A 17,687-nucleotide genomic window follows, 5' to 3' on the forward strand; every position below is an offset into this window, starting at 1 on the left:
ATGGGGCGCTCTGTTTTTCTTCTGCCCAAGTCTCAGCTGAATACATCATCGACGATGGTGTAGACCGTATCGTCAAGGACGTTGATATCGCTCCGCGTGATATCCTTTCCATCCTTCATCACATTGACGGAGGGCGGAACCGAATTCACCTGTGCCGTCGGTTTGCGGCTGTAGTGATTCGTGCGGTCGAGCGAAGCATTTTCATAGGCGTATTCGTCCGGCGTCATCTTGCTCACCTGCGTCATTGCCTTATAGTACTCATAGTCGGGGATATAGGGTCCGACATGGAGCGCCGTTGCATTCGCGGGATCCTGCACAAAGCGGTAGTTGCGCGACACAGCGTCGCCGTCCGTGCCGCCCGGTGCATGATACGTGCCGTTGATGGCATAGTCGCCGACGCGCAGGCGCGCATTCGGGGCGTCATAGTCGATCGTTCCCGGGAGCACCTCGCCCTGCAGAACCGCCGGAATGTCGTCATGGCCGAGGTTCGACCCGGACGGCGTTCCCGTGTAGCTTGAGGGAAGGCCCTCGTTGATCCAACGGCTCTGCGGATCTGCCTTCAGCACGATGTCCTTCGGCGTAATTTTGCCCTTGCCGACATACGGGTTCGCGAGGTTCACGGCATTGCCGTTCGCATCGACAATCTCATAGTTATTGGCGCCCGTGCCGCTGATCGCAAGGCTGTAGTTGACGTTCTTATCGCCGACCGTGCCGCGTCCCTGATTCCAGACGTTGCCCTGCCATTTGACATTGGGATCATCGTATACTGCCGTCGTGTCATTGCTGACATTGCCGTCATTCCGGAACACGGTATCGAGGCCGTCGTCACCGTTCGTCGCCCCATTCTTGTAGTGATGGAACTTGACGAGGTTATCCCCGCCCGCCGTAATGAGATCACCATGCCCATTGCGTGCCTTGCCGATAATGTCTGAAGTCCCGTCGTACTCCTTTGTCAGGTAGTTCGTCGGGTCGGCGATCAGCCTGCGCTTTGTGATCTGTCCTGCACCGTCCTTGTCCACGATGCCGTCCCACGAACCGAGGTTAAAGTTCCGATTGTCGATTTTCACCCGATAGTCCACACGCGGATTGCCGGCATTCTTATCGCGATACGTGCCCGTCACCGACGCAACATTCTCATCAGGCAGTGTGCGTGCGACGCCGCCGATGGTAACGGTGCTGGCGGGCAGGAGATTGCCCCTCGGATTGTCAACCGCCGTCGTGCCGTCATACTCCTTCTTCGCCAAGCCAAAGTGAAGATCGAAGTTGGCCGCCGTCACATTCGCCTTATCAATCGACCCCTTTCCGTAGTAGTTCTCCTTAAAGTCGTAGTTGCCCGCATTCGTGCCGAGCTGCGAACGAAGCGCCGCGCCGACATTGCGGTACTGCACATCTTTCTCGCCTGCGTTCGCATCTGCTCTAAAGGTCGCATCCGTGCTGTTGTACCCGTAGTCACTGTCGACATTCGTGGTCGTGAGGGTCGTAATGCGCCCGTTGATCACACCGACGCCATCGTTCAGGAGCGTGCGTCCCGCCGCGGCATCGACGCGTGCCGTGACCTGCGTATTATTCGTCGACGTCGTATCGTAGGTCTTAGAGGCACGATCAAACGTGATATTCAGCAGACGCTTCTTGATCGTATTGTCAGTCGTGGTCAGGCCGCCCGCAGGAATCGCATTCCCAAGCACATCCACCAGACGGTAGTTCGCGGCATCTGCCCCGGTAAGCTGCGGATTGTAGATCACGGTCTTGCCCGTGCCCGCATTCTTATCGGCATATTCTGCCGTCGATGCGTTCTGCACATCATCGCCCGCAATCAGGCCGCCATTCTCCAGCTCAACGACGCTGTCCCCGTCCGTGACCTGCGTCCCATGACGTTTGGTCACAGTCTCGGGATGCGCCGCATCATAGACGTAAGACGTCCCGTCATACGTCTTGATGAGCTGACCAAGTCCGGCGACACGGACATCCTTCGGTGTAATCTCACCGACGTCATCCTTGGTAAAGTCGGTAATGTTGAAGTTATTGCCCGTGTACTTCAACCCATAGGTGACAGTCTTGCCCGTACCCGCATTCTTATTGTCATAGTGCGAAGCATTCGGGTCAACGGCAAGATCGTCCTTGATATTGACCGTCTGCGAGCCGACTTGAACTGTCGCGCTCGTGAGATAGTTCCTGAGCGCATCAGCGGTGTTCTTCCCGTTGTACTTGACCGCACGCGTGCCATCATAGATTTTCCTGGCACCCGCCGTGTCAAATATCGTATTGATATTTCCCGGCGTGATCGTCAGCGGATTGATGCGGCCCTTCCCAGCGGCAGCGGTATAGTTCTTGGTGCCGCCGTCCACGCGATAGTTCGCGGCAGTCGTATCGCGCGTCGCAAGATCCGCGAGAGCGGCATCCAGCCCCGTGTAGCTGACCGCCTTATCCGTTACGTTGCGGTTCGCATCGCGGCTGACATTGGCATCCGCATTCCCGTTCGAGTCGAGGTACTGCCCCTGCACCTTGTTCAGTGCCCCACTGTCGAGTGACAGTGTCTCACTGCCCACGAGCCCGCTGAACGTGATATCACCTGCAGCGAGGTTGTTGACCGCCGCCGTGCCGTCGTAATCTTTTTCCTTGCGCGCGACATCGACCGAGAGCGTCTTCTTGTAGATATCTGCCGCAAGTGTCGTCGGCGAGGTCCCAATCGTGTAGTTGGCGGTTGCCGCAGCGGGCCCCGAGAGGGTCAGCGAGTAGGTGACCGTACGTCCTGCCGTCGCAGAAGTACGTGCCTCCGCATCCGCCTTTGTCTCTGCCGAGGCGTTTTTGCTGTTATACGTCCCCGTCACATTCAGTACGATCCCCTTGTTGCGGTCTGCGGCAACAATTCCCTCCAGATGCTCGCGCGCCATCGCATTGACAAAGTCGCGGTTCGTCTGATCGAATGTCGCCGTACCGTCGTATTCCTTGATGAGATGCTGCGGAAGCAGTGTCGCAAGGTCACGTCTGGTGATGGTGTCGCCCATGTGATGGATGTTCTTGTTGCGCGTTCCCGAGAAATCGAAATTCGTCGTGTTGATGGTCACGTTGTAGTCAACGCTGTTCGCAAGCGCCACGTTCGCATCGTTGTACTGCGCACTGTTCAGGCTGATATCGTCAAGGTTGATTGGCACCGTATTCCCGCCGCCAAGATCCAAGGTACTGGTTTGGAAATGCTTCTTGACATGAGCCATGTCCTTGTAGGACTTGCGGGTTACAGGGTCTGTCCATACGACATCTCGTGTGCCGTCGTACATCTTCGTAGCGGGGTCGATACTGAAGCTGAAGTCGTTCGCGGTGACCGTACGCTTGCGGATTGTCCCCTTGCCGTAGGCGGTATCCGCCACTTCATAGTTGCCCGCATACGGCTGAGCCGCAAGGGTATTGGCGAGATTCGAGTACTGCACATCCTTGCCGTTCGTGATGACGTTTCCGTTTGCATCCGTCACAACGTTGGGATTCTGCACGAACGTTCCGTCGGTATTGCCCGCACCGTAGAAACTCTGAACACCTGCCGTATTGAACGACGCGCTTGTGATGCCGTCCGCCGCAAGCGCTGCCGCACCGCGTCCGTCGCTGTTGCCCGCCGTCACGGAGGTAATGTTCTTCGTATTGTTGACTGCGGTCGTATCATACGGCTTCGACACATTGGCAAACCCGAGTGTGATCTTGCGCGGGGAGATCGTACCCGCCGCGTCCATATTGAGACCGTCCTCGGCGTTGGCCGTCGTCATGCCGTCGGAGAGCTGATAGTTGCGCCCGCCGTTCGCGGAATCGATCTTGACATTGTAGGCAATATCCTTCGCTGTCACATTGCCGCCGCCGTCGCGCACGACGTTCTTGTCCGCCGTACGGTTCGTGAGATTATCGACGTAGTTCGCCGTAATCGTCATCTTTGCGCCGTCGTTCACCGCCGCGCCGTTCGACGTCCGCACGAGCTTGTTGTCGTTGGTCGTCCCCGCCGCATAGACGACATTGCCGCGCGCGTCGTCATCGACAAATTTATCATAGTGACGCGATGCCGTATCGATGAGCTTCGCGTTCCCGTCATAGATCTTGTCGATGCCCGAATTCTGTGCAAGCCCCACATTCAGCACACGGCGGTCAATCGTGCCCTGTGCATCCTTGGTAAAGTCGTTCGTTCCATTGACCGTGATATTATTGTTGTTCAGATGGAACTTATACGTCACCGTATCGGGCGTGCCGTTCGTCGCATTGGGGCTGGAGTAACGCGTTCCCCCAAGATCCATCACAACGTCACTGCTGAGATCAACCCAGTTTCCATTCAGCATGACACCGATGGTTGTGATGTAGTTCTTCACATCATTCGATGCCGCAGATCCGTTGTACTTCACGGCACGCGTGCCGTCGTAGACCTTCGAGGCATTCCCCGCCGTAAAGGTCACATCGCTTGCATTGATGATTGCCTTGCCGATCGAGCCCTTGCCGTAGCCGTCCGTATCAAAGACGTAGTTCGCCGCATCACTGCCGAGGGTTGTCCCCATCGCTGCAGCGAGGCCTGCGTACTGTACATCCTTGTTCGTGCCCGCATTTGCATCGGGGGTAAACGTGCCGCCCGTCCGCCGTCCATAGTTGCTGACGATGCCGCCCAGATTGGTCAGCTTGTTCGAGCCGTTGACGAGTCCCGCGCTGTCGCGGTTCAGCACTGCTGCATCGGCAGCCGAAACAGACGGATCAATCGTCGTATTCGTCGATGTTCCGTCAAAGCTCTTGCTGACATTGCCGAAGGTGACGTTCACCCTGCGTGCCGTGATCGTATTGTTCGTTGTTGTAATCGGTGCTGTGATGGCTGTCCCCATCGCGTCGACGAGGCGGTAGTTCCCGGCATTCATCGGATCGATCTTCACATCGTAGGTGATGGACTTGCTGCCCGCGCCAACATTCTTATCATCATAGGAAGCCGTCGACTGATTCGTCGCACCGTCCCCTGCGATGAGTCCCGTGAGGGAAACCATGTCGTTCGCCGTGCGTATCGTCCCGAGCGAGTTGCGCGCCGCACCGATCACATCGGTCGTTCCATCATAGACCTTCGTCATCGGTCCCTGAATCGCCGCCTTGACATCCTTCGGCGTGATGGTGCCGTCGCCCAATGCGTCAAATGTCGATGCGCCGGGAGCAAGCGCAAAGTTCCCGCTCGTTCCCGTATAGCGCATGTGATAGGTCACGCGGCCGACCGAGGCACCACCTGCCACATTCTTCGTATCATATTCCGCCGACTGCAGGCTGACATCGCCCAGGACACTCAGCGTGTTCCCGCCCACCGTCACCTGCGCATCAGTAATGTAGTTCTTTACATCATTGACGGCCGCCGACCCGTTCGTCCACTTGACCGTCCTCGTGCCGTCATAGACCTTCGTCGCAGGTCCCGTTGTCAGGAGCGTCACCGTCGAGGGGTTCAATTGGAGCGGCGTGATTTCGCCCAGCCCCTTTGCCGTCGCACTGATGGTATAGTTATCCGCATCCGCACCGCCGAGCGAGAGCCCTGAATAGTTGATCCAGTTTTTCTGCACCGCTCCGTCGATGACCGTCGTCGTCCCATCACCGCGCACATTCGGGCTCTGGAACGCCTCCGCATGCCCCGCGAGGCTGACCGAGTCTCCGCTCAGCACGGCGCCTGACGTGAATCCAACAGCGGTCGGATCAACATTTGTCGTGCCGTCATACACCTTCGTGATCTTTGTGAACGCATTGGAAAGGTCCTTCGGCGTAATCTTGCCCGTCGCCGAAAGTTTAAGTCCGTTCTCCGCATCGATCGGTGTGCCGCCGTTGGCAAACGCATAGTTGCGTGCATCACCGCCCGAAATGTGAATATCGTACTGTATATCTTTGTCGATGACCGTGCCCGCCGACTTCGCGACATTCTTGTCATTCGCCGTGTTTCCGCTGTTGCGGTAGTTTGACTCAATATGGAAGGACGAGCCGTCATTGACGAGCTCCTTCGATCCCGCCGCGTACTTCACATTGCCGCGCGCATCCGTCTTCGTAAGCGCGTTCCAGTGCTTCGACGCCGTATCGATGAGTCCCGTCTGGCCGTCATAGACCTTGTCAATGCCCGTGTTCTGCACAAGGGCGAGATCGATGGTCCGGCGCGTGATCGTGCCGTCGCCGTAGACCTTCCCGCGGCCTTCTTCGAGTTTCTGCCCGCCGAGGGTATAGTTCTTGATCTTGATTGGGTCTCCGCTCGCCGCGACGTTGTACATGACCTTCGCCGCTTCGAATGCATTTGCCGTCGGGTTTTTCGCCGCCGTGGTGAACTTTGCGCCGCCGCTCGTAAGGCTGAACGTCACATTGTCGCCCGCGACGACACCCGTCCCGGGACCGCCGCTCGGCACAATCGACCAGCCGGCAGGGACATTGTAGACATCCGTCCCGTCATACTCCTTTGCTGCATTCGCCACGGTGCCAAAGGCATCAACGACGTGGAAGTCGTCCGGGTTAAGGTCACGGCGGTTGATTGTCCCCTTGCCGTAGGCATCCGTGTCCACGGTGTAGTTGCCCGCCGTGGGTGTCCCAAACTCTGTGCCGAACGCATTCTTCATGTTCGTGTACTGCACATCATGCTGTACGCCGTTGCTCGCGTTGGGATTCGGCGTAAACGTCGTCCCCGCGAGGCGGCCGTAATCGCTGTGATAGTTCCCCGGTGATGCACTCATCTGCGTGTTGTACTGTGCGGTGAGGCGCGATGCCGTCACATTGTCGTCGCCCAGGATGGCGCCGATCACGGAGCTGTTCACCGTATCGGTGATCTCTGCTACGGTCGCGGACGTATTGCGCGTATCCCCATCATAGGTCTTTGACACATCCGCCATCTTGATCTTCAGCGCACGCGGCGTAATCGTCCCGGCATTGGCAACGGTCAGCGGCGCATTCAGCGTCACGGTCGTTCCCGCGCCTGTGCCCGCCGCTGAACTGATCACCGTATTCGCCGCATCCACGATCTGATAGTCGTCGGCATACTGTCCCGAAAGCTGCGCCGTGTAGTTGACCGTCTGCGTCGTGATGTTGTGCGAAGGATCATAGGCGACGTTTTTCGAGGCGTACGCCGCCGTCGAGGTGTTCGTGCGCTTCTCCTGCTGTCCGGCATCGTTCGTCTGCCAGCCCGTAAAGGTGACGACAGAATCTCCCTTGACGATATTGCGGCTGCCGTCCGTATGCTCGGCCATGGCATCGTAGACCTTCGTGATATTGTGCGTCGTCGCCGTCAGATTGGCAGGGGTAATAGTCCCCGACGCCGTAACATGGGCGGGGTTCGCGTTCGTGATATTTTCGAGATTCTTCAGCGTCCCGGCGGCCTCTGCCGCCGCCGAACCGAAGGTATAGTTCGACAGCGGATTGGTCGTCCCGTTGCTTGTACGGGCGATGACATCATAGGCAACGTACTGTGCCTCGGAGACATGCGAGGTGAGGTTGTTCCCATCCGGGTCGCTTGCGAAATGCCCCGCCGATCCGCTCTTCAGATCAAAAGTGATCTTCCCGTAGTCGCGCGTGACAAGGCCCGTCGTTGGAGACGGTGCGACAGGTGTCGTCAGATAGGCACCCGAGGGGAGGGTATAGCGGTCATTGCCGTCGTAGACCTTCGTCGCATTGGCGATCGTTCCATCCGACTTGCGCACCTGAAAGCCCGTCGGATCGATGCGGCGGCGCGTGATCGTTCCTGTGCCGTACTGCGTATCGACAATCTTATAGTTGTTGTCCGACAGTGTTCCTGCAAGCCCCGTATACTCCACCGTACGGCTGCCTGCGTTGACGTTCGAGGCAAACGATGCCCCCGTACCGCTGCCATAGCGGCTGGTCACGCCCGTCATATTGAAGTTCGTCGTGGTGATCCCGTCCGCTGTGACGACAGCGCCGCCGGCACCGTCGTTCAGCGTAGCGAGTTCCTTGTCCGTATTGGTATCCGTGCCGTCATAGATCTTCGTCACGGGGGTAAACGTCATCGTGAGGCTGCGCGGGGTGATGACGCCCGTATAGCTCCCCGCAATTGCCGCGCTGTTTGACACCGTCGTCCCCGTCGGATCGAGCGTATAGTTATCCGACTCCGCCCCCGCAGGGCGCACGAAGGACGCGGTGTAGTCCACCGCTTGTGTCGTGGGGCTGCCAAATGCGTCCAGGACAACATTCTTGGTCGCATACATCGCCGTCGACGTATTCGTACGCGACTCGCCCGTCACAAAGCCCGAGAGCGTGACCAGCGGATTCCCCTTGATGATATGGCGGTTGCCGTCGGTCTGCTCGCGCATGGCATCGTAGACCTTCGTAATATTGCTGTTCACGACAGTCGCCGTGAGAACCTTCGGCGTGATCTTGCCGTCGCCCGTTGCGTCAAACGCACTGCTGAGCGAATGCTTCGTCACACCATCTGCCCCAAGGACATAGTAATCGGACAGCTCGTGTCCGCCGTATGCATCCGTATGGGTATCTGCTACACCATGGACATTGTAGGCAAGCTTCGTCGCCTCGGCAACGTTCTTCGTATCATTTCCGCTGCCGTCCTGGAACCGTCCCCGTCCGCCCGTCAGGGCGAACGTGATGTGCCCATGATCGCGCGCAACGATGCCCGTCGTGCTGCTCGCCGGTGCATTGACCGAGAGATAGGTATTGGGATCCGGGGTATAGAACACGTTCCCGTCGTAGACCTTCTCCGCACTGACCTCAAGCCCTGTCACGCGGTTGTAGACCTTGAAGCTGTCGCGCGTGATCTCACGCCGGACAATATCGCCGTCGAGATAGAGCTTGCTGTTTGTCACAGCGGTCTTTGTCCCGCTCAAAGGGAGTTTGTAGAACAGCTCATAGTTCCCCGCATCAGCACCCGTCAAGCCAACGTTGGTATATTCCAGCTTGTGGCTGCCGACATGAACCTGCTCATTGCCCGACGTATCGGTGTACTTCGGATCGGTGACGGACGTGAGATCAATATCGTCGACCGCATTGTTGTCATTGCGCATGATCTCACCGTCATGGTGGACGGGAGATGCCGCCGAAGACGGCGGTGCCGTATACGTCTTGTCGAGTGTGACATTCGGCGTAGCACCCGTCTGCTTCATTGCGGCATCGAGCACATTTGATTCGCCGTTGTAGATCTTGTCGTCCGCCTTATACTTATTGATATGGAGATAGACCGGTGCCTTGGTGATGGTCGCACTGCCCGTCAGGTTGCTGAGCGACGTGTTGTCGAAGGTGTAGTTTACCGCATCTGGGCCGGTAAAACCGATCGATCCGCTGAACTTGACAGGCTTGTTCGTGCCGACGTTCTTGTCGAGATTCGCCCCTGTGGCAGCGAGTGCCGGATTGTACACCATCTGTGCCTTGAAGCCGCCCGTGGTGAAATCAAGGCTGACCGTACCCGCTGCAATATCCTCCGCGGTAAAGCCCGAGGAGGTGATACTTCCGCTCGTGAGTGCGGCGATAAATGCATCCGTGACGTCGCTCTTGCCGTTATACATGCGGTTCGGGTTGATCGTCCCGTTGTCGAGGCGAACCTGGCGCGGCTTGACCGTGACATTGACCCCGCGCAGATTCGGCCCCTCCTGATCGTCCGTCCAAAGGATCGCCTTCGTCCCCTTGTTGCGGATGCCGTCCGTCGTGTTCAGATCCTGCCCGCTCACGTAGCCCTTTACCTTCGCGGGATCAACATTTCCGCTGAACGTCACATTCGATACTCCGCCGACGGCATTCGGCGTGTTCTTGTCGACAATCTTCAGATAGTAGCTGTTGTACTCGGGGCTGATGTCCGCCCCGCTGTGCGGAACAATATTCCCACCCACTAGGGTGCCGTTCGTCTTGACCGTATTCCCGGCTGCGGCAGAGGGCGTGCCGTCCGCCTTAAAGTAGCGGTAGTTGTACGTCGCTGTCGCCGTGCCGTCCATAAACGCCGTCAGCATGGGGAGCGTACGTCCCTCATAGACGCGCCACTTCGCCCCGGGGGCACCGTCATTGTTGATGCTCCAGTTTGTATAGGTGGCAGATGTCTTGGCATTGGCTGCCGGAGGAGGCGTCGTCAGGCCGTAAAGCGTCGCCTCTCCTGTACTCTTATTGATCGTATAGGTATCGTTGATCGGCGGAGCCGTTGACGAGGAGACAAACGGTGCTGCTGTCGAATAGGCTCTGTTCACAATGAAGCCCGGTGCGAACACGGACGGATTCTGGATAAAGTAAGCCAATCCTGCAACATTCGCGCTGGGCGTTGCCGTAACATCGCCATATACGTCATTAAACACAGTGCCGTTGCCAAATGCACCGCCAAGAATACCGCCGCTGTTGGTCGTCACCTTGCTGTACGACTCCGAGACTGTGGTGTGGTCTGCCCCCCCAATGATGCCGCCGGCATATCCGGGTCTTCCTGTCACAGTAGAGTCCGTCACGGACACACCGCGCAGTACCGTATTGCCTGTCGTATACCCGACAAGTGCTCCTCCATAGTGCATCAGACTTGTTGGCAGCGCAATATTTACGCCCTTGATTCCGATGTTGTCAAAGCGCGCGCCGCTCGCACGTCCGAAAAGGCCGTTTTCCGTCCATCCGCCAGCAGACAGAACGGTATAGTTCTTTACCTTATAGAAGTTGCCGTCGATCTTCCCCGTAAACGGAGCCGCGCCGTTGCCGCCGAGCGGCGTCACCGCTTTCGGCGCAAGAGTCACAGGGTCGGTAAAGTCGATGTCATTCGCGAGCATATAGTTGCCCGCGAGGTTGCTGCTGATGTTCTGGAACTCGGTCGTATTGTGGACGAGCTTATAGTAGTTGTCCGCCGCCGTTGCCGCTGTGCCGTTCACCGTATAGGCAGAGGCCGCGGGGGGCGTCGCTGTCTGGTAGCCGATATGCGCATAGCCATCGTTTGCCGCATCGGTGTGGAGGATGACAGGGCGTGTTGCCGCACTGACCGTGCCTGCGTCAAGAATACGGATGTTCTTGCCGTAGACCTCGACCTTATTCGCCGACACGCTGCCCATATTGACGACATCCGCCTTGCCGACTGCCGTGGTGCTGAGCGGAGCGGTGCCGCTCGTCTCGAAGGCTCCCGCACCAACCGTCGACGTCTCCTGCGTGGAGACGTAGAGATTGCCGACGTTCACGGATGCCGTCTTGCCCATGAGTACGCCGTTCGGGTTGACAAGATAGATATCGCCGCCGGCGTTGTTGATCGTACCGTTGATGGCAGAGGAACTGCCGCCCGTCACGATGTTCAGGTAATTCCTTCCATCATAATTGACCGTCTCACCGGCCTTGACGGAGTAATCGTTCCATTTGATGACGTTGTTCGGTGTGGTGCCGGTGATGCTCGTCGTCACCGCATTCGGGCGTCCAACATTGACCCCTGCAGTCATATCGTGCTCGCCCATCGGCGCGGCGGATGCCATCTGTGGAATCAGGAAGGCTCCTGCCAGTCCTGCCGCCAGCGCATAGCACACACGCCATGACAGTTTACGTGTCCGATTCGTTCTCATGATTCCATGCTCCCATCCATCGCTTTATCCATCCTCGTATTATCTATGTTATCGTATTTTTACTCCACTACATAATAGCATGGATACGATAGGAAAACAAGAAAATCCCCTCCAATTGTCCTAGGACTATCGGAGGGGCTTCACTGTTTACTTCAACAGGCTGAGTACCGTGCTCGAGTTCTGGTTCGCCTGCGCAAGCATCGCCTGCGCCGCCTGTGTGAGCACGTTATTCTTTGTATACGCCGTCATTTCCTTCGCCATATCCGCGTCGCGAATGGTCGACTCCGATGCCTGCACGTTCTCCGCCGCAACGATCAGATTATTGCTCGTATACTGGAGACGGTTCTGCACCGCGCCGATATTGACCGCCTCATCCGTCGCCTTGATCAGTGCATTGTCAAATACGTTGATCGCCGCATTTGCCGCCTCACGCGTCGTCAGCTGAACCTTCGGTCCCATACCGACAACCTGCGTATCCGTAAAGTTCGGCGGCAGCGGGCTCATCGGAGGCGGGAGCGGCTGATGATCCCAACCGTTTCCGCTCTGGGACTGAAGTCCGAGTGCCGCGGAACGCATATCGGTAAAGCCGACCTTGATCTCCTGATTCGCACGCGTTCCCGTCTGGAGAACCAGGGAATTGTCCTCGGACGGGTTCTGCCCGCGGATCGTCTCCTTGAATGCATCGAGGGTGGCGTTGACATCGTTGCGCATCTTCCCCTCGCTGTCGGTCACACAGAAGGTAAGGCCCGCAATCTGTCCATCGACGCCCGGCTTATTTGCCTGCACCGTGATGCCGGGCTTGTTGTCCGGCGTATAGACCGGACGTCCATAGGCATCCGTACCGATCAATTCGTTCGTCGGACCAAGCCCCGCATGGGACTCTGTCACAAGGCGAATCGCGCCAGCAAGATCCATGGTGTCCCCAATGGGGCTGACCGAGCGCGTATAGGTGACGCCGTCCTTTACCCACGACGCCGTGAGCGTATCGGACGGGAGGATGCCGAGATCATTCCCATCGCGGCGCTTCAGCTCCGTCAGGAAGGTCAAGCCTGTCGTATCCGTAGAGAGGCTCGTATTCGTAAAGCAGGTAAACGTCCCCTGCCCCCCCGGGCCGCCGACGAAGCCGTTGCGCGAGCCGTCGATAAGGTACTTTCCGTTATATGTCGTCAGCGCATTCTCATCGATCTGGTCGATCAGCTTATCGACCTCTTTCTGGATGAGTCTGCGGTCCTCGTCCGTATTCGTATCGTTCGCAGCGTTGATCGCCTTTTCCTTCAGCGTCTTCAGAACTTCCACCGTGGACTGCACCGCCCCCTCTGCCGTACGCAGGAGGGCCGTGCCGTTCTTTGTATTCTTGTCGTCCTGATCGAGCGAGCGCACCTGAACGCGCATCCGCTCGGAGATCGCCATCCCCGAGGCATCATCACCGGCGCTGTTGATCTTCATCCCTGAGGAAACCTTTTGCAGGCTCTGTGACAATGCGCTCTGATTCTTGTTCAGGACATTGAGCGTATTCACCGCCGACATGTTATTTTTGACCACCATCGCCATAAAGACTGCCTCCCTGACTGTTATCTATGGTTTATTTATTGCATGTTATTCATCACATAAACAGACGAATCCGCCGTCTTAAAAAATATATCGGCAAAAGATACACAAGACTTAAATTCGTTCTGCAAAATTTTCATTTGATTTTATTGCTGCGGCATTGTCAGCTTTCGTCCACGCGCCATGCAGTCGGACAAATACAAATTGATCCGTGCCCGACAGGGAATACCGCCTTCCTTGGACGGTTTCTTAAAGTGCACCATCGTCTCATGATCGATGTCAGCAGTGCTTTGTTCTTTCAGCTTCTGCCGATTGATGCGGTTTTTCTCCTCATCCCAAGCAAAGTGTATTTCCACACTTATATTATACCCATATTTGACTGCCCGTCAATCCGCGTGCCTCAAAACTCCTGTCGGATGCCCGTATAGAAGGCACGGTGTTTGCGGTCATTCACGTCATTCCACTCACCGAAGAGATAGGTGCCGCCGCTCAGCTGATACTGGCTGCGCAGGCGGACGGTGAAATCGTTCGGGTCATAGGCGTCGGCGGAGAATTTGAATCGGTCCCCCGCGTAGGCATCGACGCCGACCCCGGCTGCGCCGCCGATTACGCCCGCACGCGCGCCGAACGAACTGCCGCGCTTGCCGAGCTGTGCGCTCACCTTGTCCCCGCCGCCGATGTCGTCCACGCCGAAGGTGGCATACATGCCCTGCTGCTCACCGACGTCGAGGTTGAAGTTCGTCCGCCAGTCGTCCGTCTTTCCGCTGTACATGATGTCCACTTTCGGCGTGACCTTGATGCTGCTGAGCCGCCCCATCAGGCCGCCCGCCTTGTCCGTCATCGTGCGTGCGTTGTGAATGAGTGTGCGTGCGTCCTCCTGCGTCTGCGGATCGCCCGCCACCGCCTCAATGCCTGCAGCGATGTGTGCGATGCGTCCCGAGGCATCCGTGATGTTCGCGAGGGTCTGGCGGAGGTTCTCCGCCGTCGCAGGGTCAGCACCAACCGTTTCCAGGTTCGCCATGATGCGCTCAACGCTCGCCGTACTCTGCGCAAGGTTTGCCGCCATGGTGTTCATGTTCATAAGGATGCCGTGCAGGTCGCCGCGATTCTCCGCCGCCATCTGCTCCAGCGTCGCCGTGAGCCCGTCGAGGTTTGCCGTCACACGTTCCATGTTGACGGCAAGCTGCACGACCGAGGTCTGGAACCCCGGCGCCCCCACAATGGCGTTGACGGAGGTGAGCATATCCTGCACGAGGACGATCATCTTGTTCAGCTCGACGAACATTGTGTCCATCCCCATCTCATCCGTGCCGTAGAGATAGTCGCCGCTCACGTAGGCATCACTGTTCCCGTTTGGTGTGATGATGATGAATTTATCCCCCATGATGCCGGGCTGTCCAATGGTGACGGCAGAGCCGCGCGGAATCTTCACCCCATGCTGAATGACCATGGAGACGGTGACCCCTGCACCGTCGCTCACAACGTCCTGCACGCGGCCGACGGGCACACCCGAGAGAAGCACCTGTGCCTCGGGGTTCAGCCCCACGGCACGGTGAAAGCCCGCGTACAGCGTATAGTCCCCGCCGCCGCTCAGGCGCAGTCCGCCGAAGAACACGACGACGGCGATGAGCAGCGCTGCGCCGCCGAGGGTAAACGCCCCTACCTTTGCCTCTGCACTCATACTTCTTTCTCCTTGCGGTGATGCAGCGTACGGAAAAATGCCTGTACGCGTTCATCGTCGATGTCTTGAAAGCGTTCTGCCGTATCCACGGCGATCAGCGCTCCGTCATAGATCATGGCGATGCGGTCGGCGATGCGGCTTGCGCTCGCCATATCGTGCGTAACGACGACGGAGGTTACACCGAGTTTCTTCTGCATATCAATGATGAGTTCGTCGATCTTCGCCGTCATGATGGGGTCAAGCCCCGAACTTGGCTCATCATAAAAGATAATGGACGGATCGGTGGCAATCGCGCGCGCCAGCCCCACGCGCTTTTTCATGCCGCCCGAGAGTTCCTGCGGCATCATCTCCGCCGCATCGGGCAGTCCAACGAGAGCGAGTTTCTCCGCAACGATGCTTCGGATCTCTGCGTCACTCTTGTCCGTGTGCTCACGCAGTCCGAAGGCGACGTTCTCACCGACGCTCATCGAGTCAAAGAGGGCGGAGTACTGAAAGACCATCCCCATGCGCAGGCGCACGTGGTCGAGCTCCGCCTCATCCATCGCCGCGATGTTGTCCGCACCGATGCAGATTGCCCCGCTCGTCGGCCGGTCGAGACCAATCATCAGACGAAGGAGCGTCGATTTGCCCGAACCGGAGCCGCCGATAACGGCAAGCGTCTCCCCCTCGTTAATCGTCAGCGTAATATCCCTTAGTGCTTCCTTTGTCCCAAAACGCTTGGTGACATGTTCGAGTCGTATCATGGCAGCCGCCTTGTCAAAAGAGGAAGAACGTCAGCACGGCGTTCAGAATAAAGATCACGATGATGGAGGTGACGACGGTCTGCATGGTCGCCGTACCGACCCCCTCCGCGCCCCCCGGCGCATTCAGCCCGTAATGACAGCCAAGCACGGCGATGACGTTGCCGAAGAAAATCGCCTTGATGAGGCCGCCCGTCATGTCGTAAATCTCCGCGTACTGCGTGATGGAGTGAAGGAAGGTGTAGCCCGAGATGCCCGAGTAGTACACCGCCGTGAAGTAGCCGCCGAGGACGCCGATTACGTCGCCGAAGACGGTGAGAATCGGCACGACGACCATGCATGCGAGCATGCGCGGGACGATGAGGTAGTTCACAGGGCTGACCGCCATGACGCGCAGCGCGTCGATCTGCTCTGTGACCTTCATCGTCGAGACCTCCGCCGTGATCGCCGCACCAACGCGCCCCGCGCAGACAACACCGACGAGAACGGGGCCAAGTTCACGCCCGATGCCGATGGCAATGACCGCGCCGATGGTACTCTGCGCACCGTAGCGGATGAACTCATGGGCGATCTGGAGGGTGAGCACGATACCGGTAAAAAGGAGGGTCAGCCCCACGATGAGGAGGGAGTCCGCGCCGAGATGCGCCATCTGGTAAATGATGCTCCGCACGCGCAGACGACGCGTGACCTGCCGCATGGTCTCCCCATAGAGGAGCACGACGCGCCCGATGTTCGCAAGATGCGTGAGGACGAACGCCCCGACGGATTCCAATACGTGCTGCACAGCGTTCCTCCTCTCATGTCAATATTGCTGTTCTCCTCCGCCACAAAGGACGGCGGCACAATGTCCCTAAGCGAACCCCAGCGGCACAAGCGCACGTCCGCTTGCAAACACGGCGTTCGCGCGGAACATTGCACAGAGTCACAGATCTATATGCACCACTGTCCTAGAACCTCTCCGCCTCCGCGCGCGCGAGCGCATCGCACCGCTCGTTGCGCGGGTCGCCCGCATGTCCCTTCACCCAATGGAACTGCACATGCCGCGCGGCAAATGCCACATCGAGCTGTACCCAGAGGTCCTGATTCAGCACGGGCTCCCCATCCGCTTTTTTCCAGCCGCGCTTTTTCCACGCGGGCAGCCAAAACTTCGTAAAAGCGTTCTTCAGATACTGACTGTCCGTATAGAGTGCAACACGCGCGCCCTCCGGCACGGCGCTGAGCGCCATCAGTGCCGCTGTCAGCTCCATGCGGTTGTTCGTTGTCTCGGGAGCGCCGCCGCTCCGCTCCTCGACGGCCCCTGTCGCCGCGGTCTCAATGACGGCAGCCCAGCCGCCCGCACCGCCCGGATTGCGGAGGCACGAGCCATCCGTATGGATGATATAGTCGGCATCGGGAACAGCGGTCTCCGCCGTCTCCGCAGCCGCACGTGTATGCTCCGTCCGTGCTTCCGCAGCGCCGAGCCACGCCCGCGCCTCCTTCTCCGTCATAAAGCCCTTGTAGACGGCCCCCTGAACCCCCTTCACCTGCGCCGCACACTCCGACCAGACGGTATAGAGCCCTGGTTTTCGCCCACATTTTACGGCGTAGAACTTCTTTGCCATCAGTAGGTGTACCGATAGCCGATCGAGACGCCGACGCCGTTGTAGCCGGGGTTCTTCGTCCGCTGTCCGTTGGACACATGATGCCCCAGGTAGGCGACGCTGAGTGCATTCCGATCGTTGAAGTTGTACGTGAGGCGCGGTCCGATGCGCCACATAAAGTCATAGCTGCGCGTGTGTGCGGGATGCACCTTGTTGTAGACCATAAGCCCGCCCGTGACATCGAGGGACACTTCCCACTTCTGCCCGAGGGGCTTCGTCCAGCGCACCATGTAGGAGGGGCCGACTCCGACAGCACCGGAGTCCAGCCGCACGGTTGGTGCGCTTTTCTCTGCCCACGAACCAACGGGACGTGTGACGGTCAGTCCCCAGTGGAGCGACATCCCGTGCATCTCCTTGTACTGGCGGAATACATGCAGATTATAGAGATTGATATAGCGGCGCTCACCGCGATGCTGAAAGTAGTCTGCCTGTATCTCTGCCTTGCGGGTTTTTTCTGTGGTCTCGCCCATGTGCATCTGCTGCAGCGGCGTTTTTACCGTCTCCTGCGATGCCGTCTGTGTCGGCGCAGCATTTACTGCGCCCGTCATGCCGAGCATTCCTGCCATCAAAAGGGCAGCTGCATGCGTCTTTTTCATTG

The 17,687-nt window shown here is 58.2% G+C and carries 8 protein-coding genes; all 8 read right to left on the reverse strand.

Annotation, left to right across the window (positions count from 1 at the left end; genetic code table 11):
• Window positions 1-32 precede the first annotated feature (32 nt).
• Complete coding sequence (locus HMPREF0908_RS09045; RefSeq protein WP_040572672.1) at window positions 33-11,480, reverse strand: beta strand repeat-containing protein; 11,448 nt, start codon at window positions 11,478-11,480, stop codon at window positions 33-35.
• Window positions 11,481-11,627: 147 nt separating this feature from the next.
• Window positions 11,628-13,031: a flagellin N-terminal helical domain-containing protein gene (locus tag HMPREF0908_RS09050; RefSeq protein WP_006691192.1), complete on the reverse strand. Its 1,404-nt coding sequence runs from the start codon at window positions 13,029-13,031 to the stop codon at window positions 11,628-11,630.
• Between the two features lie 143 nt (window positions 13,032-13,174).
• Window positions 13,175-13,384: a hypothetical protein gene (locus HMPREF0908_RS10765; RefSeq protein ID WP_006691193.1), complete on the reverse strand. Its 210-nt coding sequence runs from the start codon at window positions 13,382-13,384 to the stop codon at window positions 13,175-13,177.
• 44 nt (window positions 13,385-13,428) lie between these two features.
• The gene (locus tag HMPREF0908_RS09055; RefSeq protein ID WP_006691194.1) at window positions 13,429-14,709 is read right to left on the reverse strand and encodes an MlaD family protein; all 1,281 of its coding nucleotides are present in this window, start codon (window positions 14,707-14,709) and stop codon (window positions 13,429-13,431) included.
• Complete coding sequence (locus HMPREF0908_RS09060; protein WP_006691195.1) at window positions 14,706-15,452, reverse strand: ABC transporter ATP-binding protein; 747 nt, start codon at window positions 15,450-15,452, stop codon at window positions 14,706-14,708. The genes HMPREF0908_RS09055 and HMPREF0908_RS09060 overlap by 4 nt, the downstream gene beginning before the upstream one ends.
• 13 nt (window positions 15,453-15,465) lie before the next feature.
• On the reverse strand, window positions 15,466-16,233 hold the full coding sequence (locus HMPREF0908_RS09065; RefSeq protein ID WP_006691196.1) for an MlaE family ABC transporter permease: 768 nt from the start codon (window positions 16,231-16,233) through the stop codon (window positions 15,466-15,468).
• A gap of 163 nt (window positions 16,234-16,396) precedes the next feature.
• Window positions 16,397-17,050, reverse strand: a complete 654-nt coding sequence (gene rnhA, locus HMPREF0908_RS09070; RefSeq protein ID WP_006691197.1) for a ribonuclease HI — start codon at window positions 17,048-17,050, stop codon at window positions 16,397-16,399.
• Entirely contained in the window at window positions 17,050-17,685 is a 636-nt protein-coding gene (locus HMPREF0908_RS09075) for an acyloxyacyl hydrolase (RefSeq protein WP_006691198.1), read from the reverse strand. The genes rnhA and HMPREF0908_RS09075 overlap by 1 nt, the downstream gene beginning before the upstream one ends.
• Window positions 17,686-17,687: the final 2 nt, after the last annotated feature.

Source organism: Centipeda flueggei ATCC 43531 (assembly GCF_000160695.1).
GTDB classification, from domain to species: domain Bacteria; phylum Bacillota; class Negativicutes; order Selenomonadales; family Selenomonadaceae; genus Centipeda; species Centipeda flueggei.

What these genes read in the sequence shown, in the direction of transcription:
- HMPREF0908_RS09050 (WP_006691192.1), bottom strand. Translation starts at nt 13,031, where the DNA reads ATGGCGATGGTGGTCAAAAATAACATGTCGGCGGTGAATACGCTCAAT.
- HMPREF0908_RS09055 (WP_006691194.1), bottom strand. Translation starts at nt 14,709, where the DNA reads ATGAGTGCAGAGGCAAAGGTAGGGGCGTTTACCCTCGGCGGCGCAGCG.
- HMPREF0908_RS09075 (WP_006691198.1), bottom strand. Translation starts at nt 17,685, where the DNA reads ATGAAAAAGACGCATGCAGCTGCCCTTTTGATGGCAGGAATGCTCGGC.
- HMPREF0908_RS09060 (WP_006691195.1), bottom strand. Translation starts at nt 15,452, where the DNA reads ATGATACGACTCGAACATGTCACCAAGCGTTTTGGGACAAAGGAAGCA.
- rnhA (WP_006691197.1), bottom strand. Translation starts at nt 17,050, where the DNA reads ATGGCAAAGAAGTTCTACGCCGTAAAATGTGGGCGAAAACCAGGGCTC.
- HMPREF0908_RS09045 (WP_040572672.1), bottom strand. Translation starts at nt 11,480, where the DNA reads ATGAGAACGAATCGGACACGTAAACTGTCATGGCGTGTGTGCTATGCG.